This is a genomic window from Acetobacter lovaniensis (assembly GCF_014207635.1).
GTDB classification, from domain to species: domain Bacteria; phylum Pseudomonadota; class Alphaproteobacteria; order Acetobacterales; family Acetobacteraceae; genus Acetobacter; species Acetobacter lovaniensis.
The window spans coordinates 48,118-68,839 of record NZ_JACHIE010000011.1; the positions used below are offsets into that span (position 1 = coordinate 48,118).

The window sequence follows — 20,722 nt, forward strand, 5'->3', positions numbered from 1 at the left end:
ATGCGACAGGTCTTTGATATGGATAATGACGACTTTGACACAGCCCTTGTCTCGGCAGCCCTGACACTGGCTCAGGACCGGGGCTGGAATTCCGTAACCGTGCTGGCAGCAGCGCGCGAGGCAGGGTTGCCCCTGCCTGAAGCCCGGCAGCGCTTCCCCCTCAAGGCCAGTATCCTGCTCCGTCTTGGCCGTATGGCCGATGATGTGGCGTTAGCGGACGACATGCTCTGTGGCACCGCGCGCGAGCGGCTGTTTGACCTGCTGATGCGCAGGCTGGATGTGTTCCAGCAGTATCGAGATGGATTGCAGTCCGTTTTGCGCTCCCTGCCCATGGACCCGGTCCTGACCCTGCTGCTCGGAGGGGCAACGGTGGAGAGCATGCGCTGGATGGCTGATGCCGCAGGCATAAACACCAATGGCGTGTCTGGCTTTGTGCACGTGAACATGCTGGTAGCCGTATGGACCCACACCCTGCGCGTCTGGGAAAAGGACGAAAGCCCCGATATGGGCAGCACCATGGCTGCTCTTGATCAGGCACTGGACAAGGCCGGGCGCTTTGGCCTGTTCCCCACCGGAGCGGACGCGAACACCCATCAGGACGGACTGGCCGACCTGGACGATGTGGCCGACATGGATGCAAGCTTTACGCAGGCCACAATATCAGCCCCGCGCGGCTAATTTTGCGACAAGCGGCCTTTACGACCGAACCCTGTTTGGCTTAAAAGGAGCGCAGGCAGTTCAGGCCATTGGGGCGTAGCCAAGCGGTAAGGCAGCGGATTTTGATTCCGCCACGCGGAGGTTCGAATCCTCCCGCCCCAGCCAGAACCTGTTTCCCCTCCGACAAACCAGTCGTTGCGGCCCTTCCCGGTCTTGTGGAAGGGTACGGTTGTCTTAACCTGTTCCACCACACGCCATGCCCCCACATCAGGCGGGCCATAGCGCATCCGTTTTTACCAATACGATATTTTTGATTAGCCCTGCGGGTGTGCATGCGCATTCATGCCTGAACAGAGTGCTTTTTAGTCCCGCCCTTTTTCTGCTCCCGGATACGACACAGTTTTTGCCATGCCTGATGCCCCTGCCCCTTCATCCTCCCTTTTGCGTCACCCCGGTCTGGCCGCCGTTATTGGCGCGCGGGCCTTGTCCGCCTTTGCCGGGCAGGTGCAGGCCGTCGCCGTTGGCTGGCAGGTTTATGCCCTCACCCATAGTGCCGCGGCCCTGGGGTTTGTGGGGCTGGCGCAGTTCCTGCCCATGGTGGCGTTTATCTTCCCTGCAGGGCATGCGGCAGACCAGCACAACCGCCAGCGCATTGTGCTCGCCTGCCAGAGCATAGAGCTTCTGGCGGCGGTGTTCATGGCCTATGCCTCTTTTACGCACCAGTTGAACGCCACCATGATTTACGGGCTGGTTGCCATATTTGGTACCTGCAAGGCGTTCGAAATGCCTGCCCAACAGACCTTCCTGCCCTCCATTGTGCCGCCAGCCCTGTTCCCCCGTGCCACAGCGCTCTCTGCTTCCCTCTTTCAGGTCGCAAGCATTGCCGGGCCATCTCTGGGCGGACTTTTGTACGGTCTGGGTGCGGGGGTTTGCTATTCGCTCTGTGCAATCAGCTTTGCCGTAGCAGCACTCGCAACCTGGTCCATGGTCATCACAAGCCCGGTCCGGCCACGGCAGCCAGCGACTCTGGCCGCTGTTTTTGGCGGTATTGCCTTCCTGCGGCGCAAACCCACCATGCTGGGTGCGATCTCGCTTGATCTGTTTGCCGTTCTTCTGGGCGGGGCCACGGCCATGCTGCCCATTTTTGCCACGGATATCCTGCATGCCGGGCCGTGGGGGCTTGGGCTGTTGCGGGCTGCCCCTGCCATTGGCGCCTTACTTGTTGCCGCGGTTCTGGCCCGCCATCCGCTGGGCCGACATGCCGGGCGGTGGATGTTTGCCGCCGTAGCCATTTTTGGCGTAGCGACCATTCTGTTCGGTTTTTCGCACTCCATAGCCGTATCCGTGCTGATGCTGGCCATTCTGGGCGGGGCGGATGTGGTGAGCGTTATGGTCCGTGGCGCACTGGTCCAGCTTGGCACACCGGACGAAATGCGCGGCCGCGTATCTGCCGTGAACATGCTTTTTATCGGGTCATCCAACCAGTTGGGCGAATTTGAAAGCGGGATGCTGGCTGCTGTTATGGGCCCGGTTGCCGCCGTTGTGCTGGGAGGCATTGGCACACTGGTTGTAACAGGCATATGGATGGGTCTGTTCCCCGGCCTGCGCAAGCTGGACAGGCTGGAAGATATTACAACCGATACAGTATAAACCCCGAACAATAAAAAAAAGCCGCACCAAAAGACCGGTGCGGCTCCTTGCATGACCACCGGCCCCTAAAGGCCGGTATGGCTTTGGTGTTCAGACAGCTTTTTTAAGATTGGGGCTGGCTTTAAACCGCACCGTTTTACCAGCCTTGACCTTGACCGGCTCACCCGTGCGGGGGTTAAGCGCCTTGCGGGCCTTGGTTTTGCGGACTGTAAACGTGCCAAAGGACGGCAGGGTAAACCCACCCTCACGCTTGAGTTCGACAACAATAGCATCAATAAGGTCATTCGCTGCCTGATTGGCGGCAACCCCTGTGCAGTTGATCGAATCCTGAATCACTGCTGCAATAAAGGCCTTGCTCATAGAGTTACTGGCTCCCTCTCAGACAGAATTTTGTACATGACAATTATTGAACGGATATGCCTAAAAGGCTTTAACGGCTTGTAATCACATTTCTTAAAAATTACCAACATAAAAATATATCTTTTTTCGATTCCTCCCGATGGGAACAGCAGAAACAGAATCTGTGTCTTTACAGACACACACCTCCCACCCGCCCACAGGCACGGTGTGCTGGCTGTGCATACCGAAAAACCCGCACTATTCCCTCAAGCTGTTACAAAACTCCCTTATACTATTACATAATTCCTAACCATAAATAACATGACAACTGGCAGAACACATTCAATGACTCAGATCATTTCTTGTGCGGATAAAAGCGACACCTCTGGCCTGATGCAACAACCACAGAGCCACAGTGTTTGCATATGACGATTTATTTTTGAAAATACCATTTATAAATAATGAAGTTTCTTCAATCATAGGCACCGGAACTCCATGCCATGGCCGGTTACGCAAGCAGATGCCTACATCTTTTTTTTTCGGCAATATACCTGTCCCCGTTTTTTCCGGGGATTCCGAACTTTGTAAATGATGGAGTCCGCCAAAGTTAACTTAATATTAACGGGAACAATTCGGTCAGAATTTATGGCATGATGCAAAAAACTGTCCGTGCATTTATTGCCCTTATCTGATCATAATACAGGCATAGTCTGCTCCATAAGCCAGATACAGAACGGATATGATGCTGTTATTGTGGCAAACAGAGTTCATGAGGTGCAACCATGCGTTTTTCCCTCCTTTTACTGTCTGCTCTTGGTCTGGCGACGCCTGCTCTGGCAGCGGATCTTCCCGTTACCGCGGAATTTGCCGCACAGCCAGCCTTCGCCCCCGCATACCATGCCATGAGCACCCTGCCCCCGTGGGTCTCGGCGTTAAAGGCGACCTCGGTCCCGGTTGAAAAAACAAGCATTGATGGCAAGCCCTACCTGCTGGGGCACCTGTGCAAACCCCATGACTGTGCGGACTACCAGATGGAGGTGCTCTTTACCCCAGATGGCCATAAGGCATGGGGGTTCCTGTCTGTTGTCACCAATGGCGCCTTGTACCAGATGCCACTGGGTGAACCATCTGCCCCCATTCTGGCGGCACTCAGGGCCGCTTATGCGACCAACAACCCCGAACATCCCGGCTGCAATAGCCCTGCCGCTGGAAAAACAGGCCAGCCAACCCCATAAAGCAGGGTATGACTTTTTTTCAGGATGACCTTTTCCCGCGCCGGACTGTGGCGCCACACGCTGTGGTGCCACCAGAGTTGTGGGAAAAACTGGCGCGTTCCGCGTTCAGGCAGCGTTTTCATCTCAATGCGCAGGATAGGGCGTATCTGCGGGAAAAAGGTTTGCCGCTGGTGCTGGAGCATGGGCAGGATTTCATAGCCCGCCGCCTGGCCCCGGCAGCACCACTCAAAGACGGACGGCAGACACCGTGGAAGGGACACCCGGTTTTTGTAGCCCAGCATGCCACGGGAACGTGCTGCCGCTCCTGTCTGGCCAAATGGCATGCGCTGCCATCCGGCCGCCAGCTGAATGAAGCGGAACAGGACTATATTCTCAGCGTACTGGCCCACTGGCTGGCAGGGGAACTGGCACGGCCGGACACACCGCAACCAGCCCGCAAAACCCGTAAACCTGCCGCCCTCCGGCTCAGGGGGTAGAGGGCTGACGGTCCATTAACAGGGATGTCACCGCCTTTTTGAAGGGAGCGAACCTGTCCGCCATACGCAGACACCCTTCACGGATCTGGCGGAAGGGAGGGCCATCATGGGTATAGAGCGAGGCAATCCCGTTTGTGCCCGCAAACAGTAGCGCCGTTGCCTTGCGGTGCTGGCGCTCAAATGCGCGCAGGGCCGCGGGGTTGCCTGCATCCCCATTATTCGCAACCGCTGCCAGCACCTGCCGGGCCAGTATGTCCTGCCCTTTCAGGCCCAGATTAAACCCGTGTGCCGTAATCGGGTGCATGCCAACCGCTGCATCCCCCACCAGTGCCAGCCTGCGGGCTGTAAACCTGTGCGCGTAAACGCCTTTGAGCGGATACACATGCCGGGTGCTGACAAGCCGCATGGCCCCAAGCCGGTTACCTACACGGCGCATGATTTCGGCATTAAATGCCTCACGCGGCATATGGACCAGTGCCTCAATCTCCTGCGGGGGCAGGGTCAGCACAAGGGAGGAGGCCATGCCGTTAACGGGCAGCAGGGCGATTGTCTGCCCCTCATCAAACCACTGGAGCGCAACATTATGGTGGGGGGATTCGTGCGCCATGCGGCAGACCATCATGGACCTGCCAAAATCGTGCACAATTGCGCCAATCCCAGCCCGCTGCCGGGTGGGGGAAAACCGCCCGTCTGCCGCAACAACCAGTTTTGCATTCACCTGCCCGCCCGTGTGGTGGACCGCCGCGTAATCCTGCCCCTGCCGGATGGTCTGCACCGCCGTGCCGGGCTGGAGAGTAATGTTGGGCATATACTGTGCCGCAGCAAACAGGCCGCGACGGATCTGGTTGTTGGAAACCAGCCAGCCCAGCGCATCCACCCCTTCGCCCCGCGTGTCAAACGTGAGCGGGTGCCGGAAACTGCCTGTTTCAATCCGTGCTTCCTTGAGCGGGCAAACAACCGCCTGCGGAATGTGAGCCCATGCGCCGGTCTGTTCAAGCAGGCGGACAGAGTGATGGGTCAGGGCAATTTCGCGCCCGTCAAAGCCGGGTTCGGACCAGATATCAAGCGGAGCGCGTTCCAGAACGGTTACCGAAAGACCACCACGCGCCATAAGAAGAGCCGTGGCCAGCCCGACCGGACCACCACCAATAACGGCAACGTCTGTCTGCTGTATGTCGGACATGGGTTAGTCCTTGTCTGCGCCAAAGGTTACGGGCTGGCCGTGCCAGCGCGCGGTAAACAGGGCGGGGTCGGCTCGCTTGGGTGTAGGCTGTGCACCATCTGGCGTACCCACAAACAAAAAGCCCGCCAGCCGACTCAACCCCAGCTCGGCCGCCAGAACGGCGTCCTCCACCAGTGCGCCGGAAACCCATACGCCACCAAAACCCGTTGCATACAGGGCGTTGAGAATGTTCATGGCCCCTGCGGCCACGCACATTTCCTGCTCCCAGAGCGGAATTTTATGCTCGGGCTGCAGGTGCATGCCCAGAGCAATAATCATGGGCATGGAGGCAAAACGGGTGCGGCGTTTTTCAATTTTGGCAGCGGGGGCTTCTGGCTCCACGCGCGCCATGCTGGCCACAATACGCTCGGCCAGAGCAGGGCGGTCCTGCCCCTCGATCACAACATAACGCCATGGCTGAACCCGACCATGGTCGGGTGCGCGCATGGCCGTGCCCAGAATAGCCATCAACTGCTCGGGCGAAGGAGCCGGGTCCCGCAGCCGGTCGGTAGAGGCGCGGGAGAGAAGCATGTCCATAGGCGTCATGATCTGGTGCCTTTGTTGCAAAAGGGGGCGTTAAGCCGCGTTATTGTGGGAACGCCGGAAGCGGGCCACCCCCCATGAGGTGCAGGTGAAAATGCGGGACTTCCTGCCCCGAATTGGTGCCTGCGTTGGTAATCAGCCTGTAGCCGTTTTCTTCCAGCCCCAGAGTGTGGGCAATCTGCCCGGCTGCGCGCATGACCCCGGCAATTTCTTCCGCCGGAGCGGTCTTGCTGAAATCCATGAACGAGACATACGGCTTTTTGGGAATAATCAGCACATGCACCGGGGCTTTGGGAGCAATGTCCTCAAAGGCCAGTACCCAGTCGTTTTCAAAAACGGGTTTGCACGGGATTTCACCACGCAGGATCTTCGCAAAAATATTCTGCTGGTCGTAAGGGCCTTTGCCGGTCACAGCCATGGTCGGTCAGTCCTGTTCTGTTGCGTCTGATGCGGTTGCGCCGGATGGGGGCAGCGACACTTTGGGGCGGGAAGCTTTTTCGGCAATGCCGCTTGTGCCTTCACGCCGGGCCAGTTCGGCCCAGACCTCATCTGGCGTAATGCCTGCATTCACCCACATGACAATCAGGTGGTACAGCACATCGGCACTTTCCCCCACCAGCAGGCTGGTGCGGCCTGCCACGGCTTCGATCAGGCATTCCACTGCTTCCTCACCAAACTTCTGCGCGATCTTGTAGGTACCGCGTGAGAGCAGGCGAGCCGAATGGCTTACTGCGGGGTCCGCGTTCTTGCGGCTTTGCACAACGTCATACAGCCGGTTGAGCACAAAAGCATCTGCCCCATTGGACAGCGGGGGGAGCTTGCGGGTTTCTGCCACCTTGGTTTTTTTAGCCTTGACGGTTTTGGTCTCGGCTTTGGCAGTGGCTTTTGACGGAGCTTTTTTGATCATGACGTCTGACTGACCTGAAAAGGAGCGGGGGAAGGACGAACCGGCAGTCCGGCCTGGGTCAAAGCCTGTTTGACCTGAGAAACGGTAAACTGCCCAAAATGGAAAACACTGGCGGCCAGCAACCCTGTTGCCCCGGCCCGGGCTCCTTCCACAAAATGGTCGAGCGTGCCAACACCACCAGAAGCCACAATAGGCAGGCGCACCGCCTGTGTTGCCGCGCGCAGCAGGTCCAGATCAAACCCGCTGCCCGTGCCATCACGGTCCATGGATGTCAGCAGGATTTCACCCGCGCCGCGCTCGGCAGCCTGTCTGCACCAGTCTATGGCGTTCATGCCCGTTGGGGTGCGGCCACCATGGGTAAAGACCTCCCACGTGCCCGGTGCGGTCTGGCGGGCATCCACCGCAACCACAACACACTGGCTGCCAAACTTGCGCGCGGCCTCGTTAATCAGTTCGGGGCGGGTCACGGCGGCCGAGTTCATGGCGCATTTGTCTGCCCCGGCCAGCAGCAGACGGCGCATGTCGTCCGTGGTGCGCACCCCCCCACCCACGGTCAGGGGCAGGAAGATTTTTTCTGCAGTACGGCTCACCACATCCAGAATGGTATCGCGGTTTTCGTGGCTGGCGGTAATGTCCAGAAAAGTCAGTTCATCGGCTCCGGCGGCATCGTACACCGCTGCCTGCTCAACCGGGTCGCCCGCATCACGCAGGGCAACAAAGTTGACCCCCTTGACCACCCGGCCATTTTTTACGTCCAGACAGGGAATAACGCGTAGCTTCAGCATCCGCTCAGCACTCGCAGGGCTTGTGAGGGTGATACGCGGCCATCATACAGCGCGCGACCAACAATAACACCTTCTATGCCCGGTGTGGTGTTGGCCGCCTCGCGCAGAGCTGCAAGGTGGTCAAGGCTGCCCACACCCCCGCTGGCAATAACGGGAATGGATACGGTGTTGGCCAGCGCTACGGTCTGCTCAATATCCAGCCCTTCGAGCATGCCGTCCCGGCTGATTTCGGTAAAGATGATTGCGCCAACCCCTGCATCCTGCATCCGCAGGGCAAGGTCGGTTGCCTGCATGTCCGACACTTCCGCCCAGCCCTCGGTCGCCACCAGACCGGAGCGCGCATCAATCCCGGCCACAATACGGCCGGGGAAGGCACGGCAGGCCTCGCGCACCAGAGCGGGGTTCTTGACCGCGACCGAACCCAGAATAACGCGGGTAATCCCCGCCTCCAGCCATGCGGCAATGGCGGCCATATCCCGCAGGCCACCGCCAAGCTGAACCGACACATGGGCGGCGTCCAGAATGGAACGCACAGCCTGTGTGTTAGCCGATGCCCCGGCAAACGCACCGTTCAGATCCACCACATGCAGCCATTCAAACCCTGCATCCTGCCATGCCGTGGCCTGTGCGCCGGGGTTATCGGAATAAACGGTTGCGTCGTCCATTTCCCCACGGCGCAGGCGCACACACGCGCCATCCTTCAGGTCAATGGCGGGGTAGAGGGTCAGCGGGCGGGAGGGCGTGGATGTGGTCATGGCGTGTGGCTGGCTTCTTGTTCGTTACGGGTCTTGGTGGACTGTAAAGGCAGGGTATCATCGAGGCATTTGGTAAGGAACAGCCCCGATACAAGCTCATCCCCCACCCGGGCGTAAAACGGGTGCTTGCCCCATATGTGGAACCCGGTCTTTTCAAAAAGTGCAATGGCTGCGGTCTGTGTCTGCAACACATCCACATTCAGCACCCGGAAGCCCATGTTGCGTGCGGCATTTTCCACCTCCCGCAACAAGGCTGCCCCCAGCCCCCGCCTGCGTGCGTACGGTGCAACAAACAGGTGGGCAAGGGTAATGCACATGGCCTGCAATTCGTTATTGCGGGGGGCGCGAATAAGCTGGGCCCCGCCAACAATAACCCCATCCAGCCGGATGGCGAACAGCATGCGCTCGGGCACCAGCAGCAGACCGCGGAAATAACGCTCAAGCACCTGCCGGCCCTGTGGCTGCAACCAGCCAAACCCGCCGCCATCCAGAATGGCGGCATCCACGGACTCGCACAAAGCCTGAAGGTCATCTTCCTCCAGCGACAGAATGCGCTGGACGCGGGTTACGCGGGACATCAGAACGTCGCTTCCGGTTGCCAGGCTAAAAAGTTCGCCAGAATCTTCAGCCCCACGGTCTGGCTTTTTTCCACGTGAAACTGTGTGCCTGCCACATTATTGCGGCAGACAATGGCTGGCACGCTGCCGCCATAATCCGCACTGGCCAGCAGCACATCATCCGTGGTGTTGCGCAGGGCGTAAGAGTGTACAAAATAGCCATGCGGGGCTGGGCCCAGCCCCTGGGTCAGCGGGTGGGACTGGTGGAGTTCCAGTTCATTCCAGCCCATTTGCGGCAGGCGCAGACCGGGGGCTTCCATAGGGGCGATTTCCCCCGCGATCCAGCCAAAACCTTCGGTTACACCATGCTCAAGCCCGCGTTCGGCCATAAGCTGCATGCCAACGCAGATTCCCAAAAACGGCGTGCCTTTTGCCACAGCCTGCAAAATGGCGTCCTTTAAACCCGCAATGGCCTCCAGCCCCTGCGCGCAGTCCGCAAATGCGCCCTGACCGGGCAGGATAATACGGTCCGCGCGCCGGACCTCGCCCGGTTCGTTGGTAATGATCACCGAAGCGTCAAGGCCGGAAAGCTCGGCTGCGCGCAGGGCGGCCCGGGCGGCAGAGGCCAGATTGCCCCCTTCGTAATCGACAACAGCAATGGAGAGAGGCTGGGCCATAAAACCCTCCTGGTTCTGATCGTGCGGAAAACCGTGCCACTCCCCCGCACCGGGGCAAAAAACACGGCTGGTTGTCTGTTGGGACGGGACCATGCTCTGGCCAGAACATGGCGGAATCACACCCGCCGCCGGTTGGTTTACAGGACGCCTTTGGTCGACGGAATGGCCCCAAGGGCGCGCGGGTCCGGCTCTACTGCCATACGGAGTGCGCGGGCAAGAGCCTTGAACGCTGCCTCGGCAATATGGTGGCAGTTTTTACCGGCCCGCTGGTTCAGGTGCAGGGTGAGCATGGCGGACATGGCAAACGCCCGAAAAAACTCTTCCACCAGTTCCGTATCCAGCTCGCCAATGCGGTCCCGGTCAAAGGAGGCCTCAAACGTCAGGAACGGACGGCCAGAAAGATCGACCACTGCCTCGCACAACGCTTCGTCCAGCGGTACAAGAGCCGAGCCAAACCGGCGCACGCCGCGCTTGTCGCCCAGCGCCTGCCGCATGGCCTGCCCCAGAGCAATGCCCGTATCCTCCACCGTATGGTGGCCATCTATATGCAGGTCACCCTTGACCGTTATATCCAGATCAAACAGGCCATGCTTGGCCAGGGCGGTCAGCATGTGGTCAAAAAAGCCGATACCGGTTTCAACCCGAGCCTTGCCAGTCCCGTCCAGAGTCAGGGCAATGGCAATATCGGTTTCGCTGGTAACGCGGTGAACTGTGGCGTGGCGCGATGTTGTCATGGTCCCAGCTTATAGCCCAAGACCGGGCACAATGCCATTCCGCCGACTGGGCGGTATTTCAGGCTTCGGGCACAAGCTCTTCCAGCTCCTTCAGCCACAGGGTTGCGTTGCCATCGGATGGGGCGCGCCAGTCCCCACGGGGGGAGAGGCTCCCCCCCGCCATGACCTTGGGGCCATTGGGCATGGCCGAGCGCTTGAACTGGCTGGTGGTAAAAAACCGGAACATAAAGACCTCCAGCCATTTACGAATAACCGGCAGGCCGTAGCTTTTGTGGTCATGCGGCATAAAGCCCGGCGGCCAGGCGCCTTGCCCGGCATCACGCCAGACCTGTTCAGCCATAAAGGCAATGCGCGCGGGACCAAAGCCGTGGCGCAGCACGTAATAAAGCGTGAAGTCATGCAGGGCATATGGCCCGATTGTGTCTTCCGTGCTCTGGCTGGCACCCGCCGTTGCGGGGATCAGCTCGGGGGAAATCTCGGTTGCCAGCACGGTGCGCAGCACGGTACAGACATCCGCCGGGAAATGCCCCGAGGCAATACACCAGCGGATAAGGTGCTGTATAAGGGTTTTGGGCAGGCCAGCATTCACGTTGTAATGCGCCATCTGGTCCCCCACGCCGTAGGTACACCACCCCAGCGCCAGTTCCGACAGATCACCCGTGCCAAGAACAATACCGTTGTGCTGGTTGGCCAGACGGAACAGAAAATCCGTGCGCAGCCCGGCCTGCACATTTTCAAACGTAATGTCATGCACGGGCTCCCCTCTGGCAAAGGGGTGGTCCATGGTCTGGAGCATAAGGGTTGCGGCAGGCCGGATGTCCAGCGTTGCCTGCGTAATGCCCAGATGCTCCATCAAGGCATGCGCGCTGGCCAGTGTCTGCTCCGTGGTGCCAAAGCCGGGCATGGTATAGCCCCGTATGGCCGTGCGAGGCCAGCCCAGTTCGTCCGCCGTGCGTACCGCCACCAGCAGGGCGTGGGTGGAATCCAACCCGCCAGATACGCCAATAACCATGCCCGCAGCCCGGCAGCTTTTAAGCCGCTGCTTGAGAGCCGAAACCTGAATGGTAAAGGCCTCAAAGCAATCCTGCTCCAGCCGCGCCGGGTCCGCTGGCACAAAGGGAAAACGCGAGAGCGGGCGCAGCAGACCCAGGTCAGAGACCGGGGGGGCCAGCGTAAACCCTATGGAACGCCAGAGGGCTTGGGCCGGGCCAGCCATGGCGGCGCAGTCGGCAAAGGAGCCAACCTGTGCGCGCTCATGGCGGAGCAATGTAAGGTCAATATCCGCCACAACGGCTTGAGCGCCTGTGGGAAAACGCTCACTTTCGGCCAGCAGCACGCCATTTTCAAAAATGGCGGTCTGGCCATCCCATGCCAGATCCGTGGTGGATTCGCCCTCACCCGCCGCGGCATACAGGTAGGCCGCCACACACCGCGCAGACTGGGAGAGGCAGAGTAAACTGCGGGTACGGGCCTTGCCCACGGTAATGTCGCTTGCAGACAGGTTGGCCAGCACGGTGGCCCCGGCCATGGCCTGCGCTGTGGAAGGCGGATTGGGGACCCACAGATCCTCACAGATTTCCACACCAAGGCAAAAACCCGGCACGTCATGCGCGGTAAACAGCAGGTCCACACCAAAGGGAACATCCTGCCCGCCAAGGTGCATACTCTGCCCACGCACGGCAGCCCCCGGAGCGAAGTGCCGTTTTTCGTAAAACTCGCGATAATTGGGCAGATAACTTTTGGGCACCACGCCAAGAATACGCCCCCTGTGCAGCACTACTGCACAATTATACAGACTGTTCCTGTGACCCAGAGGAGCCCCAACCACTAACACGGGCAGCAGGTCCGTCGTGGCCTGCGCCAGTTCCACCAGCGCGTTTTCCACCCCGCGCTGGAGCGTGCTGTGCTGGAGCAGGTCCTCAATGGAATAGCCGCTCAGTCCGAGTTCGGGGAAAACGCACAAGCCTACCCCCTGCTGGGCGCAGGTGCGGGCCGTGGCCAGAATCTGGTCCCTGTTGGCATACGGGTCTGCAAGGGTAACGGGCGCCGTGCAGGCCGCCACGCGCACAAATCCATGATGGTACAGAGATCGGAATAAGGACGTCGTCACGGCTTTCCTTCCTTGCTGCGAGGAGCACTGTCCTGTCTAGCAGGCAGGCAAACCGACCGCCAAGGGCTGGTAAAGCGCTGCTCCATGACAGGTGCGTGCAGTTGCATGCAAAAAAAGCGCCTTTCTTGCATTTTCCCTCTTGCACAATTGAGCGCTCCCCCATAAAAGAAGGCCATCCAATGCGGGCGTAGCTCAGGGGTAGAGCACAACCTTGCCAAGGTTGGGGTCGTGGGTTCGAATCCCATCGCCCGCTCCAGATTTTCCAAGGAAAATCAGGCGGTTAAAGACGTTCCTTCGGGACCGTTTTTTGTTTACAGTGTGCCGTAGCACAGGAATGTAAGCATTTTGTAAGCAGCCCGGAGCAAATCGGGGGTGGCTACGGCGTAGCGTGCCGAATCCCGTGGCACACATCGTCAGGATGTTCGGGCGGGTGATGTTCATAAGTAGAACAGCGCTCTTGAACGAGATGCCGGCTAACAAGAGTATGGCAAAGGCCGTCATGCCTGTGCTCCTGGCCGTTTCGCGATGCTCGTGACCCATGCATGCAGGGCGGAGGCCTCGTCTGGCAATGCCAGCTTCAGTCGGCTACGGGCGAAATCCAGCGTGACGAACGCGGTGATGTCAGCGATCGAGAAGGCATTGCCCGCGACATAGGGTACATCGCGCAGCCGGGTGTCCAGATCGGCCATGAAATCGGCCAGCCTCTGACGGCCGCGCGCGGTAAGCTCGGGGATTTGCGCATAGCCGTGTGGTCCGACCAGTGCGCGGCCCGACAGTCCCGGCAGGCTGTTCCGTACGGCTTCCATCGCGGCAAGATAGCCGTCGATCTCCATGCGCCGGTCCCACATGCCGATGATGGCGCGTTGTTCTCGCGTCGCGCCCATCAGAGGGGGATCGGGATGCAACTCCTCCAGATAACGGCAGATGACGGGCACCTCGCTGATCGCGGTGCCGTCGTCCAGTTCCAGGACGGGAACGGTGCAGGAGGGGTTAAGGAGGCGGAACGTGGGCGCGAACTGCTCGTGCTTCGCCAGATCAACTGTAACGATAGGAATCGTCAGCCCTTTCTCGGCGATGAAGAAGCGCACACGCCGTGGATTGGGGGCGGTGGGGTAGTCGTAAAGCTTCATGGCAATGCTGCGCGCGGGTGATGAGAGGGCGGAGACTCCGACTGTTCCCGGATGGTCGCGAGCATGCGGCGGCGGATCAGGCCGCTGACCGGGCGGATCAGATACCAATAGGGCGTGAAGCGACGCCTGGCCCGGTCCATGGCGCAAAACACGCGGGTTTCCGTCACCAGCAACTGGGTACCGTGTGGTCCCGGCTGGATGGAGAAGCCCAGAGCGAGCTTGCAGACGTCATCATGGCAAGGGGTGAGAAAAGCGTCCGTTGTGGGAATGTCGCACAATCCGTAATCCGCCCGCCAGAACGCGCCGACGAGGCCGTAGACCAGGGCGGCATCGCCTCGCCGTTCCAGCAGCGTGAAGTCGGTGAGGTCCAGATTCCGTTGCCGCGCATGGCCTAACAGCCGGGCGGGCATTTCGCGCAGGCGGATGGCGGCACGAACCAGCGGATCGTCCTGATTCCGCCATGCAGCCACCGCGTTCATGATGCGACTGGCCGGGGCGGAGATATCGACACTGTGTCGCTCGCTGAAATCGAAGCGCGGGATGAATTCGTCCAATAGGTTCATCATGCTTCCATTTCTCTTCGGCGAGGTGGTACATTAGCGCACTATGCCACAAGAGCATTTTGCACCGCAGCGCGGATATTGCGATGGCTTCATGGCGAAGGCAGAGAGTAACGTCATAATATATCGTGAACGAATTATTGTTGCAGACTTGAAAGCACAATGACTGGATTTTGGCAGGTCATGCCGAAGGTCTTCAAAAAATCGGGATAGACAGAAAATGTCGGTTCGGCGACCACCTCTCGATCTGCGGGAATTGCTGTTCGTGCGTGTCATCGCGAGGGAGGGAAGTATCCATGGAGCCGCACGGGCGCTGGGAGGCAAACAATCTGCCGTAAGCCGGTCCTTGCGGTTACTGGAAGAGCGACTTGGCGTCTCCCTTTTTCGACGCACGTCGAGCGGTGCCCGGCTCACCCCGGCGGGAGTTGCCTTTCTGCGAGAGGCTGAGAAGTTGCTCGATGGAACAGTCGGACTGTACGAGCGCACGCGGCGTTGGAGCCGGGGCGAGACCGGCGTCATCTCCGTGGGCGTCCAGGGCAGCATCCCACCCGGCCGGATCTCGGCGATACTGGAGTCGTACAGCCTTGCGCAACCCGGTATCTCCTTCACTTATCGGGATAATGCGAAAAAAGAACTGTTCCAGGCCCTGGAACAGGAGGAGATCGACCTCGCGATAATGACGCTGCCCCTGCCCGGCAGCATGGTGGCCACCGTCCCGCTCTGGAGCGATCGTGTCGTTGCGATCATGTCGGCCGAACATCCGATCGCACAGGTCGGAACCGCGTCATGGGCTGAGTTGCATGATGGAATCTTTCTGATCGGCAAGGATGATACCGGCGAGGAACTGCTCGCGCTCTTGATGCGCAAGATGCGGCAGGCGGGATTCGTGCCGGTGACACGTCAGGAGGCGGTCAGAAGCCTGCGGGTCGTCGCATTGGCAGCGAATGGCAGCGGCATCGCTCTGTTGCCGGATGCCTGGCTGGGTTTTCTGCCCGCTGCCATCCGGGAGCGGATCGCGGTAGTGGAAGTCATCGACGGGGACGGATTTTCCCACTTCGCCTATGGCGCGGCTTGGCACCGTGAGCGCTGCCCACCGGCCGCGAGGACAGTCATCCGTTTTCTGGAGCAGCAGGCGACTGCGTTTTAACGGGTGCCCGCCGTGGCTCCTGCCGGAGCTTTCGGAACGCGCGGTCGGAGGTGATAAAGCCACGGATCATGTGCGGTACGAGACGGGCCGGATCGACGGACTGGCCGTTCTGGCTGACCAGGGCAGCATAAGCGACGAGATCGCGATGCAGGTCCGCAGGCAGGTCCACGGTGACACGGACCGGCTTCTCGTCGGGAATTTCGGTGATGCGCAGCTTCGTCATGGAGCCGGTTCCTTTGGGTGCCAGGGTTTCAGGACAAGGTCGCGATTCAGGATAAGCGTGAACGGCAGGCCCGGGCGGTCTGTCAGCGTCGGCTGAATATTCAGGCTGCGATCAATCAGCCGGTTGCCGACCATAGAAAACCCGTTGCTCGCGCCGGAGCGGATGGCCTGCATCAGGTTGTTCTCGTTCCATGACGTCCCGGCCTCGGAGCCCACGCTGAGGAGGGTCGTGACGAGGGCCGCCTTGAACAGTTGCCCCCAATGATTGTTCACCTCATCGGACAGGCCAGACTGGCCGATGGCGTCGCCACCGGGCAGCTTTTCCAGGACGAGGCTTTCGCCATTCGGATAGATCAGCCGCGTCCAGATGATCTGGGTGCGCTGCTGCCCGAAGGAAATGCCGCTGTTATAGGCTCCGAACAGGGTGCTACCCTGCGGGACGAGCAAGAACCGGCCTGTCGGACTGTCATAGACGTTCTGGGTCACATGCCCCACGATCTGGCCGGGCAGATCGGAACTGATCTTCGTGTTCAGCGCGCCGGCAATGACGGTCCCGGCCTGGAGCATATAGGGCGAGGCGGGAGATACGATCCGGTCCGGGCTGACCGTCGCGCGATCCGGCTGACCTGCCAGAAAGGCGCGATTGCCGGTCTGCTGGTCGGGGCCGGTCGGTGATGCCTGTGCTCCGGGAGCGGTGGCCATGACCGGAATCGTCTGCGCAGCCTGGCCCTCCCGCGCCTCGATCTGCGCGAAGAGCCTGCTGGTGCGTGCCGCCTCGATCTCCTGATCGCCACGCCGGTCTCCCATGCCGGAAACCGGTCCCGCGCGACCGTTCCGCTGTGCATCGAGGATCGGCTTGCCGAGATCGCCGGGCAAAGGCGGCCCGAGTTTCGGGGTGGCGGTATAGTCATTGGGGAGTGCGGCCAGCCCGTCGGCCGAGGGGCGGGTGTCGGTGTCCTGTGCCCCCTGGAGCGGCCCCTTCTGCGCACCATTTTGCAGCGCGTAGCCCAGCGCAAGACCGATCGCGAGCATCCCCGCACCACCCAGCGTCCAGATGACGGGGCGCGAGAGCCGGACCACCGGCGGACGCTGCGCGCGCAGCCGCAGATCGGGAGAGGGCGGCGGGGATGATGGTCCTGTTCCGCTTCCGCTTGTGGTGGCTCCCGTATTCCCTTCCGGGCGCTCTTCCGCGCCGCTCATGACTTCCTGCCATCCGTGCGCACGATCCGTACCCGCTGCTCGGAATGCCTGTCGCCCAGCCGCAATTCGGCGGCGGCAAACAGGCGATCGACGATCATCCAGTTCTGCCGGACGCGGTAGTTCACCAATTCCGGCCCGCCATCGGCCCCCAACACGAACAGCGGCGGCAGTTCGCCCTGCCCGATACCGGACGGAAACGCGATATAGACCTTGTGGCCATCGTCAAACGCCCGGCTGGGCAGCCAGGGCGGCGTGCCACCTTTCACCGGCTGAATAGCGTAACGGAAATTCAGCGCATTCAGATCCAGCCCCGCATCCACCGGGGCTGCATCATCGGCGTCGCTGTCCTGCCGATGCAGGGCAATCAGGTCGTCCTCGGGATAATCCCAGGACACCGACGCCATATAGGTCGTGGGTGTCGCCCGCAGTTCGGCAAGGTAGCTCCTCCGGTCGGTATTGACGATCAGATTGGTGATGAGATCCGGTCGCGTCGGCTTGACCAGGATATGCACGCGCCTGGTCGTGCCCGCGCCACTGGTGGTATCGCCGACGATCCAGCGCACGGTATCACCCACCGCGACCGGGCCGGTACCCACCAGTTTTTCACCCGGCTGGAGCATAACGTCGGTGATCTCGCCGGGCGAAGCATAGACCTGATAGAGCGCTCCCGCGCTGTAGGGGTAAACCTGCACCGCGTTCACGTAACCGGCCCGCGTCGGCTGGATGCGAGCGGCAAGATTGGCCTGGGTCACGCGCACGGTAGGGTCAGCCGCCTCGGGCACGACATGGGTACGCCGTAAGGGCGGAAGCGGCTTGAGCTGGCCCGGCAGCGGGAGTGGCTGTGGCACCTCCGCCACCCGCACAGGCTTCGGCGGATCAGGCAGGAGCGTGGCCTGGGCCGCGTCGTCATATCGTATGACGGGTGGATGGTACTGTTGCGCGCAACCCGCCAGGGGCAGGGTTAGCAACGGCAAAGCACGAAGAGCGCGACGGATCATTGCCCGAGTTCCTTCGACCAGTTGATGGCAGAGACGTAGATTCCAAGCGGGTTTTTCCGAAGATGATCAGCGTCGCGCGGCGTGCGCAGAACAACCGACACGATGGCGGTCCAGCGTTCGGTGCCGGTGAACGCGCCGTCACGGTAATGGCGCTCGGTCCAGGCGACGCGGAAGCTGGCGGGCGAGGCCCGGATTACCGAAGCGATGTCCAGCTCGACCTGCTCGTGCCCGATCCGCGAAAACGGATCATTCAGGCGGGCATAATCGTTCAGCGCCACGGCACCAGAAACGCTGGTGAAATTATAGGCGCGCAGCCAGTTATGCCGGACCACGACGGCATCGGATGACAGGGAGCGCACGTCGTGGACGAACTGTGCCAGATACCAGGCAATCTGCGGATCAGCGGGCATGTAGCCGGACGTCGCCGGCGCCACGACCTGCGCCTGACCGAGCGTGTCGACCTGCACGACCCACGGCGTGATGGTGCCGCGCGCGGACTGCCAGACCAGCCCGGCCCCGAGACCTGCGGACAGGAACAGGGAACCGAACGCCATCAACCGCCAGTTGCGGGCCTGCACACGGGCCGAGCCGATGCGCTCATCCCAGATCTGTGCGGCTTTCTGGTAGGGCGTGACGGGCTCGGGCGTGGTCCCGTAGCGTGTTGTGGAGCGACGGAACATCATTCTTTCTCCGAGAGATCGATGGACGTGGACCCGCCCCCGCCATCGGCGGAGCGGATGATATGGGCGGCCTCGGCAGCATGGGTGGCGGCGTTGCGGCGCTTCATCTTTCGCGCCCAGCGGGGCGGCTTGCCGTCGGAGCCGTCGCCGCCATCGGGGCCGCCGCCAGGGTTACCGCTACCGGCAGGCCCGGTACCGGGATCACCTCCGCCGCCGGACGGGCCTGAAGATCCACCGTCACCCGATGGCCTATCGCCTTCTCCGCCGGCGCCCATCGCACCGGCGGCCCAGCGTCCGCCAGCAGAGTAGCTTTCCTTCAACGAGGATGTTGCCGCGCCGACCTTGTTCTTCACGGCGTTCATCGCAGCACCACCAGCGGCGCGACCGACATTGCCAGCCGCCGACGCCATGCCCGCCGCGCCGGTCTGTCCGGCTGCTCCCATGGAGTAGGCTGTCGTGGCGGCACCTGCGACGGCAGCCCCGCCGCGCGCTGCCGCGGCCGTCGCACCAAGCGCGGCAGCGCCCCCAGACGCCAGGGCAGCGGGCGCGGCAACAGCCGCAGCACCCATCGCGCCCACCGCCATTGCGGTTCCGGCCGCTGCCCCGGCACCAAGCTGCGGGGCACCGGAGATCAGCCCATTGGCGAGAGAGCCGCCGAAAATGGCGAGACCCACGATGCAGAGCGACGCCAGAACAACGGACAGCGCCTGGCCGATGGTGGGCGCACTATCATCGTAGGACGTCGTGAACTGCCTGAACAGCACGGAGGCGATGGCGGAAATGACCGCCAGCACCATGATCTTCACACCGGACGATACGACATTGCCCAGCGCCTTCTCGGCCAGGAAAGCGGTGCGATTGAACAGGGCGAACGGGATCAGCACGAAACCGGCTAGGCTGGTCAGCTTGAACTCGACGATCGCCACGAAGAGTTGCACCGCGAGAATGAAGAAGGCCGCCAGCACGATGAACCAGCACAGGACCAGGACGAGGATCTGCACGATGCTGGCCAGCGCACCGAACGAAAACGCCAGTTTACTCGCCGCATCCAGAAGCGGTTGCGCGGCATCGAGCCCGGTCGCCGCCAGTCGGCCGGGGTGCATGAAGTCCGCAATTGCCAGCGTGCCGCCGCCGGCCTTGAGACCGAGGGCCGCGAAACTGTTGAAAACGATCCCCGACAGGCCGCTGAAATGGTCGATGATGAAGGCAAAGAAGCCGATATACAGCGTCTTCTTCACGAGACGCTGGACGATGTCCTCGTCGGCCGCCCACGCCCAGAACAGCCCCGCCAGCACGATGTCCAGCACCGAGAGCGAACCCGCGAGCGACACCACGCTTCCCCGGACCAGACCGAAACCGCTGTCGATCGTGGTCTCGAAGGTATTCAGGAAGCCGTCGATGATGCCGACATTGTCGCTCGCCATTGCTCAATATCCAGAACTTGGGATGGCGACGGCCTGGGGAACATAGGCGTCATACTGCGAGAAATGCTGATATTGGGCTTCCGCACCGGCCTCGTTCGCCGCCTGTCGCGCCCGTTCGAGGTCCGCGGCCCGGCCATTAGCCGCGAGTTCGGCCTGGATGTCGGAAAGCTGGCGAGACTGAAGCGCGAGAAGCTGGTTTCCCGCCTGTGCGGCCTGTAGCGCCCCGGCCGAACTCTGGCTCGCCGAGACCAGTTGCGTCATGGCCGAGCTGTCGCTCGGGATATTTCCTACCACCCGCGCCTGAAGCTTCAGGGCATCCTCGAACCCACCCACGGAATTCTGCCACCGCGTCTGCGCCTGACTGAACAGGGCGCTGTCTGACATGCCTGACGATAACGATGTGTATGACTGCTGGTACTGCTGCTCAACGGACTGGACGCTGTATGCGATATTCTGCGCCTGCGCGAGCAACGCCGTCGTCTGGGAAATCGTCGATTGCAGCGTCGACAGTGTCGAAAGCGGGAGGCTCGCCAGATTGCGACCCTGATTGACCAGCATCTGCGCCTGATTGGCCAGTGACGTGATCTGGTTGTCGATCTGCTGGAGCGTGCGCGCCGCGATCAGCACGTTCTCGACATGGTTCGCGCCATCATACACCGCCCATTGGGCATGGGCGGATTGAGAAGCAGAAACCGTAAAAGCAACGACCATAAC

Annotated in this window: 22 protein-coding genes, 2 tRNA genes and 1 pseudogene; 7 read left to right on the forward strand and 18 right to left on the reverse strand. The window is 61.0% G+C overall.

The genetic code is table 11. The annotated features are described in order from the left end of the window. Positions 1–18: 18 nt before the first annotated feature. The 3 genes from HNR55_RS11880 to HNR55_RS11890 all read left to right on the forward strand — a co-directional run bounded on the left by HNR55_RS11880 (position 19) and on the right by HNR55_RS11890 (position 2,307). Positions 19–678, forward strand: coding sequence for a TetR family transcriptional regulator (locus HNR55_RS11880; protein WP_166115697.1), 660 nt, complete (start codon positions 19–21; stop codon positions 676–678). A 69-nt stretch (positions 679–747) separates the two neighbouring features. After that, positions 748–822 (forward strand) — tRNA-Gln (locus HNR55_RS11885). 243 nt (positions 823–1,065) lie between these two features. After that, positions 1,066–2,307 carry an MFS transporter gene (locus tag HNR55_RS11890; protein ID WP_166115699.1) on the forward strand — a complete coding sequence of 414 codons (1,242 nt, stop codon included), beginning with the start codon at positions 1,066–1,068 and terminating at the stop codon, positions 2,305–2,307. Positions 2,308–2,397: 90 nt separating this feature from the next. Here HNR55_RS11890 and HNR55_RS11895 read toward each other — a convergent pair whose 3' ends face one another. Beyond that, on the reverse strand, positions 2,398–2,667 hold the full coding sequence (locus HNR55_RS11895; RefSeq protein WP_025826862.1) for an HU family DNA-binding protein: 270 nt from the start codon (positions 2,665–2,667) through the stop codon (positions 2,398–2,400). Between the two features lie 761 nt (positions 2,668–3,428). Here HNR55_RS11895 and HNR55_RS11900 point away from each other — a divergent pair. Together HNR55_RS11900 and HNR55_RS11905 are read left to right on the forward strand one after the other, a co-directional pair. Next, positions 3,429–3,881 (forward strand): Ivy family c-type lysozyme inhibitor, encoded by a 453-nt coding sequence (locus tag HNR55_RS11900; RefSeq protein WP_166115701.1) that lies wholly within the window; start codon positions 3,429–3,431, stop codon positions 3,879–3,881. 8 nt (positions 3,882–3,889) lie between these two features. Continuing rightward, positions 3,890–4,357 carry a DUF4186 domain-containing protein gene (locus HNR55_RS11905; protein WP_166115703.1) on the forward strand — a complete coding sequence of 156 codons (468 nt, stop codon included), beginning with the start codon at positions 3,890–3,892 and terminating at the stop codon, positions 4,355–4,357. Here HNR55_RS11905 and ubiM read toward each other — a convergent pair. The 9 genes and pseudogenes from ubiM to HNR55_RS11950 all read right to left on the reverse strand — a co-directional run bounded on the left by ubiM (position 4,347) and on the right by HNR55_RS11950 (position 12,647). Then, on the reverse strand, positions 4,347–5,540 hold the full coding sequence (gene ubiM, locus HNR55_RS11910) for a 5-demethoxyubiquinol-8 5-hydroxylase UbiM (protein WP_166115705.1): 1,194 nt from the start codon (positions 5,538–5,540) through the stop codon (positions 4,347–4,349). The genes HNR55_RS11905 and ubiM overlap by 11 nt on opposite strands. Positions 5,541–5,543: 3 nt before the next feature. Further along, on the reverse strand, positions 5,544–6,125 hold the full coding sequence (locus tag HNR55_RS11915; RefSeq protein ID WP_166115708.1) for a nitroreductase family protein: 582 nt from the start codon (positions 6,123–6,125) through the stop codon (positions 5,544–5,546). Between the two features lie 40 nt (positions 6,126–6,165). Further along, complete coding sequence (locus tag HNR55_RS11920) at positions 6,166–6,540, reverse strand: histidine triad nucleotide-binding protein (protein WP_086646532.1); 375 nt, start codon at positions 6,538–6,540, stop codon at positions 6,166–6,168. A gap of 6 nt (positions 6,541–6,546) precedes the next feature. Further along, positions 6,547–7,029 (reverse strand): phosphoribosyl-ATP diphosphatase, encoded by a 483-nt coding sequence (locus HNR55_RS11925; protein WP_166115710.1) that lies wholly within the window; start codon positions 7,027–7,029, stop codon positions 6,547–6,549. Further along, complete coding sequence (hisF, locus tag HNR55_RS11930; RefSeq protein ID WP_166115712.1) at positions 7,026–7,814, reverse strand: imidazole glycerol phosphate synthase subunit HisF; 789 nt, start codon at positions 7,812–7,814, stop codon at positions 7,026–7,028. The genes HNR55_RS11925 and hisF overlap by 4 nt, the downstream gene beginning before the upstream one ends. After that, a pseudogene (gene hisA, locus HNR55_RS17300) lies at positions 7,808–9,147 on the reverse strand (1-(5-phosphoribosyl)-5-[(5-phosphoribosylamino)methylideneamino]imidazole-4-carboxamide isomerase). The gene hisF and the pseudogene hisA overlap by 7 nt, the downstream one beginning before the upstream one ends. After that, on the reverse strand, positions 9,147–9,803 hold the full coding sequence (gene hisH / locus HNR55_RS11940; RefSeq protein WP_166115714.1) for an imidazole glycerol phosphate synthase subunit HisH: 657 nt from the start codon (positions 9,801–9,803) through the stop codon (positions 9,147–9,149). Before hisH ends, hisA begins: the two are co-directional and overlap by 1 nt. A 137-nt stretch (positions 9,804–9,940) precedes the next feature. Continuing rightward, positions 9,941–10,537 carry an imidazoleglycerol-phosphate dehydratase HisB gene (gene hisB / locus HNR55_RS11945; protein WP_166115716.1) on the reverse strand — a complete coding sequence of 199 codons (597 nt, stop codon included), beginning with the start codon at positions 10,535–10,537 and terminating at the stop codon, positions 9,941–9,943. Positions 10,538–10,595: 58 nt separating this feature from the next. Continuing rightward, positions 10,596–12,647 (reverse strand): NAD(+) synthase, encoded by a 2,052-nt coding sequence (locus tag HNR55_RS11950; RefSeq protein ID WP_166115718.1) that lies wholly within the window; start codon positions 12,645–12,647, stop codon positions 10,596–10,598. A 181-nt stretch (positions 12,648–12,828) separates the two neighbouring features. Between HNR55_RS11950 and HNR55_RS11955 the strand changes: the two genes are divergently transcribed. After that, positions 12,829–12,903: transfer RNA gene (locus HNR55_RS11955), tRNA-Gly, on the forward strand. Between the two features lie 241 nt (positions 12,904–13,144). Here the strand turns inward: HNR55_RS11955 and HNR55_RS11960 are convergent. Further along, positions 13,145–13,777: a glutathione S-transferase family protein gene (locus HNR55_RS11960; RefSeq protein ID WP_010516374.1), complete on the reverse strand. Its 633-nt coding sequence runs from the start codon at positions 13,775–13,777 to the stop codon at positions 13,145–13,147. Further along, a complete protein-coding gene (locus tag HNR55_RS11965) occupies positions 13,774–14,343 on the reverse strand; it encodes a hypothetical protein (RefSeq protein ID WP_010516376.1) in 570 nt (189 codons plus the stop codon). The genes HNR55_RS11960 and HNR55_RS11965 overlap by 4 nt, the downstream gene beginning before the upstream one ends. Positions 14,344–14,557: 214 nt before the next feature. Between HNR55_RS11965 and HNR55_RS11970 the strand changes: the two genes are divergently transcribed. Further along, the gene (locus tag HNR55_RS11970) at positions 14,558–15,484 is read left to right on the forward strand and encodes a LysR family transcriptional regulator (protein WP_010516378.1); all 927 of its coding nucleotides are present in this window, start codon (positions 14,558–14,560) and stop codon (positions 15,482–15,484) included. Here the strand turns inward: HNR55_RS11970 and HNR55_RS11975 are convergent. Genes HNR55_RS11975 through trbJ form a run of 6 tightly spaced genes read right to left on the reverse strand, consistent with a single transcriptional unit; the run spans position 15,447 to position 20,719 of the window. After that, complete coding sequence (locus HNR55_RS11975) at positions 15,447–15,707, reverse strand: DUF2274 domain-containing protein (protein ID WP_010516380.1); 261 nt, start codon at positions 15,705–15,707, stop codon at positions 15,447–15,449. The two genes, HNR55_RS11970 and HNR55_RS11975, sit on opposite strands and share 38 nt — an antisense overlap. Then, the gene (locus HNR55_RS11980; protein WP_010516382.1) at positions 15,704–16,906 is read right to left on the reverse strand and encodes a TrbI/VirB10 family protein; all 1,203 of its coding nucleotides are present in this window, start codon (positions 16,904–16,906) and stop codon (positions 15,704–15,706) included. The genes HNR55_RS11975 and HNR55_RS11980 overlap by 4 nt, the downstream gene beginning before the upstream one ends. Further along, positions 16,903–17,904 (reverse strand): P-type conjugative transfer protein TrbG, encoded by a 1,002-nt coding sequence (gene trbG / locus HNR55_RS11985; protein ID WP_029329730.1) that lies wholly within the window; start codon positions 17,902–17,904, stop codon positions 16,903–16,905. Before trbG ends, HNR55_RS11980 begins: the two co-directional genes overlap by 4 nt. After that, positions 17,901–18,584, reverse strand: a complete 684-nt coding sequence (trbF, locus tag HNR55_RS11990; RefSeq protein ID WP_010516386.1) for a conjugal transfer protein TrbF — start codon at positions 18,582–18,584, stop codon at positions 17,901–17,903. Before trbF ends, trbG begins: the two co-directional genes overlap by 4 nt. Continuing rightward, positions 18,584–20,008: a P-type conjugative transfer protein TrbL gene (trbL, locus tag HNR55_RS11995; protein ID WP_062497110.1), complete on the reverse strand. Its 1,425-nt coding sequence runs from the start codon at positions 20,006–20,008 to the stop codon at positions 18,584–18,586. The genes trbF and trbL overlap by 1 nt, the downstream gene beginning before the upstream one ends. A gap of 3 nt (positions 20,009–20,011) precedes the next feature. After that, positions 20,012–20,719 (reverse strand): P-type conjugative transfer protein TrbJ, encoded by a 708-nt coding sequence (trbJ, locus tag HNR55_RS12000; RefSeq protein ID WP_077814490.1) that lies wholly within the window; start codon positions 20,717–20,719, stop codon positions 20,012–20,014. Positions 20,720–20,722 lie beyond the last annotated feature (3 nt).

Bases quoted from the DNA above. Each gene is read 5' to 3' on its own strand.
- HNR55_RS11890 (WP_166115699.1), top strand. From the start codon at position 1,066: ATGCCTGATGCCCCTGCCCCTTCATCCTCCCTTTTGCGTCACCCCGGT.
- HNR55_RS11925 (WP_166115710.1), bottom strand. From the start codon at position 7,029: ATGATCAAAAAAGCTCCGTCAAAAGCCACTGCCAAAGCCGAGACCAAA.
- HNR55_RS11960 (WP_010516374.1), bottom strand. From the start codon at position 13,777: ATGAAGCTTTACGACTACCCCACCGCCCCCAATCCACGGCGTGTGCGC.
- hisH (WP_166115714.1), bottom strand. From the start codon at position 9,803: ATGGCCCAGCCTCTCTCCATTGCTGTTGTCGATTACGAAGGGGGCAAT.
- hisB (WP_166115716.1), bottom strand. From the start codon at position 10,537: ATGACAACATCGCGCCACGCCACAGTTCACCGCGTTACCAGCGAAACC.
- HNR55_RS11965 (WP_010516376.1), bottom strand. From the start codon at position 14,343: ATGATGAACCTATTGGACGAATTCATCCCGCGCTTCGATTTCAGCGAG.
- HNR55_RS11915 (WP_166115708.1), bottom strand. From the start codon at position 6,125: ATGACGCCTATGGACATGCTTCTCTCCCGCGCCTCTACCGACCGGCTG.
- trbG (WP_029329730.1), bottom strand. From the start codon at position 17,904: ATGATCCGTCGCGCTCTTCGTGCTTTGCCGTTGCTAACCCTGCCCCTG.
- HNR55_RS11920 (WP_086646532.1), bottom strand. From the start codon at position 6,540: ATGGCTGTGACCGGCAAAGGCCCTTACGACCAGCAGAATATTTTTGCG.
- HNR55_RS11970 (WP_010516378.1), top strand. From the start codon at position 14,558: ATGTCGGTTCGGCGACCACCTCTCGATCTGCGGGAATTGCTGTTCGTG.
- HNR55_RS11880 (WP_166115697.1), top strand. From the start codon at position 19: ATGGATAATGACGACTTTGACACAGCCCTTGTCTCGGCAGCCCTGACA.
- HNR55_RS11975 (WP_010516380.1), bottom strand. From the start codon at position 15,707: ATGACGAAGCTGCGCATCACCGAAATTCCCGACGAGAAGCCGGTCCGT.
- trbJ (WP_077814490.1), bottom strand. From the start codon at position 20,719: ATGGTCGTTGCTTTTACGGTTTCTGCTTCTCAATCCGCCCATGCCCAA.
- hisF (WP_166115712.1), bottom strand. From the start codon at position 7,814: ATGCTGAAGCTACGCGTTATTCCCTGTCTGGACGTAAAAAATGGCCGG.
- HNR55_RS11980 (WP_010516382.1), bottom strand. From the start codon at position 16,906: ATGAGCGGCGCGGAAGAGCGCCCGGAAGGGAATACGGGAGCCACCACA.
- trbL (WP_062497110.1), bottom strand. From the start codon at position 20,008: ATGGCGAGCGACAATGTCGGCATCATCGACGGCTTCCTGAATACCTTC.
- trbF (WP_010516386.1), bottom strand. From the start codon at position 18,584: ATGTTCCGTCGCTCCACAACACGCTACGGGACCACGCCCGAGCCCGTC.
- HNR55_RS11900 (WP_166115701.1), top strand. From the start codon at position 3,429: ATGCGTTTTTCCCTCCTTTTACTGTCTGCTCTTGGTCTGGCGACGCCT.
- HNR55_RS11905 (WP_166115703.1), top strand. From the start codon at position 3,890: ATGACTTTTTTTCAGGATGACCTTTTCCCGCGCCGGACTGTGGCGCCA.
- ubiM (WP_166115705.1), bottom strand. From the start codon at position 5,540: ATGTCCGACATACAGCAGACAGACGTTGCCGTTATTGGTGGTGGTCCG.
- HNR55_RS11895 (WP_025826862.1), bottom strand. From the start codon at position 2,667: ATGAGCAAGGCCTTTATTGCAGCAGTGATTCAGGATTCGATCAACTGC.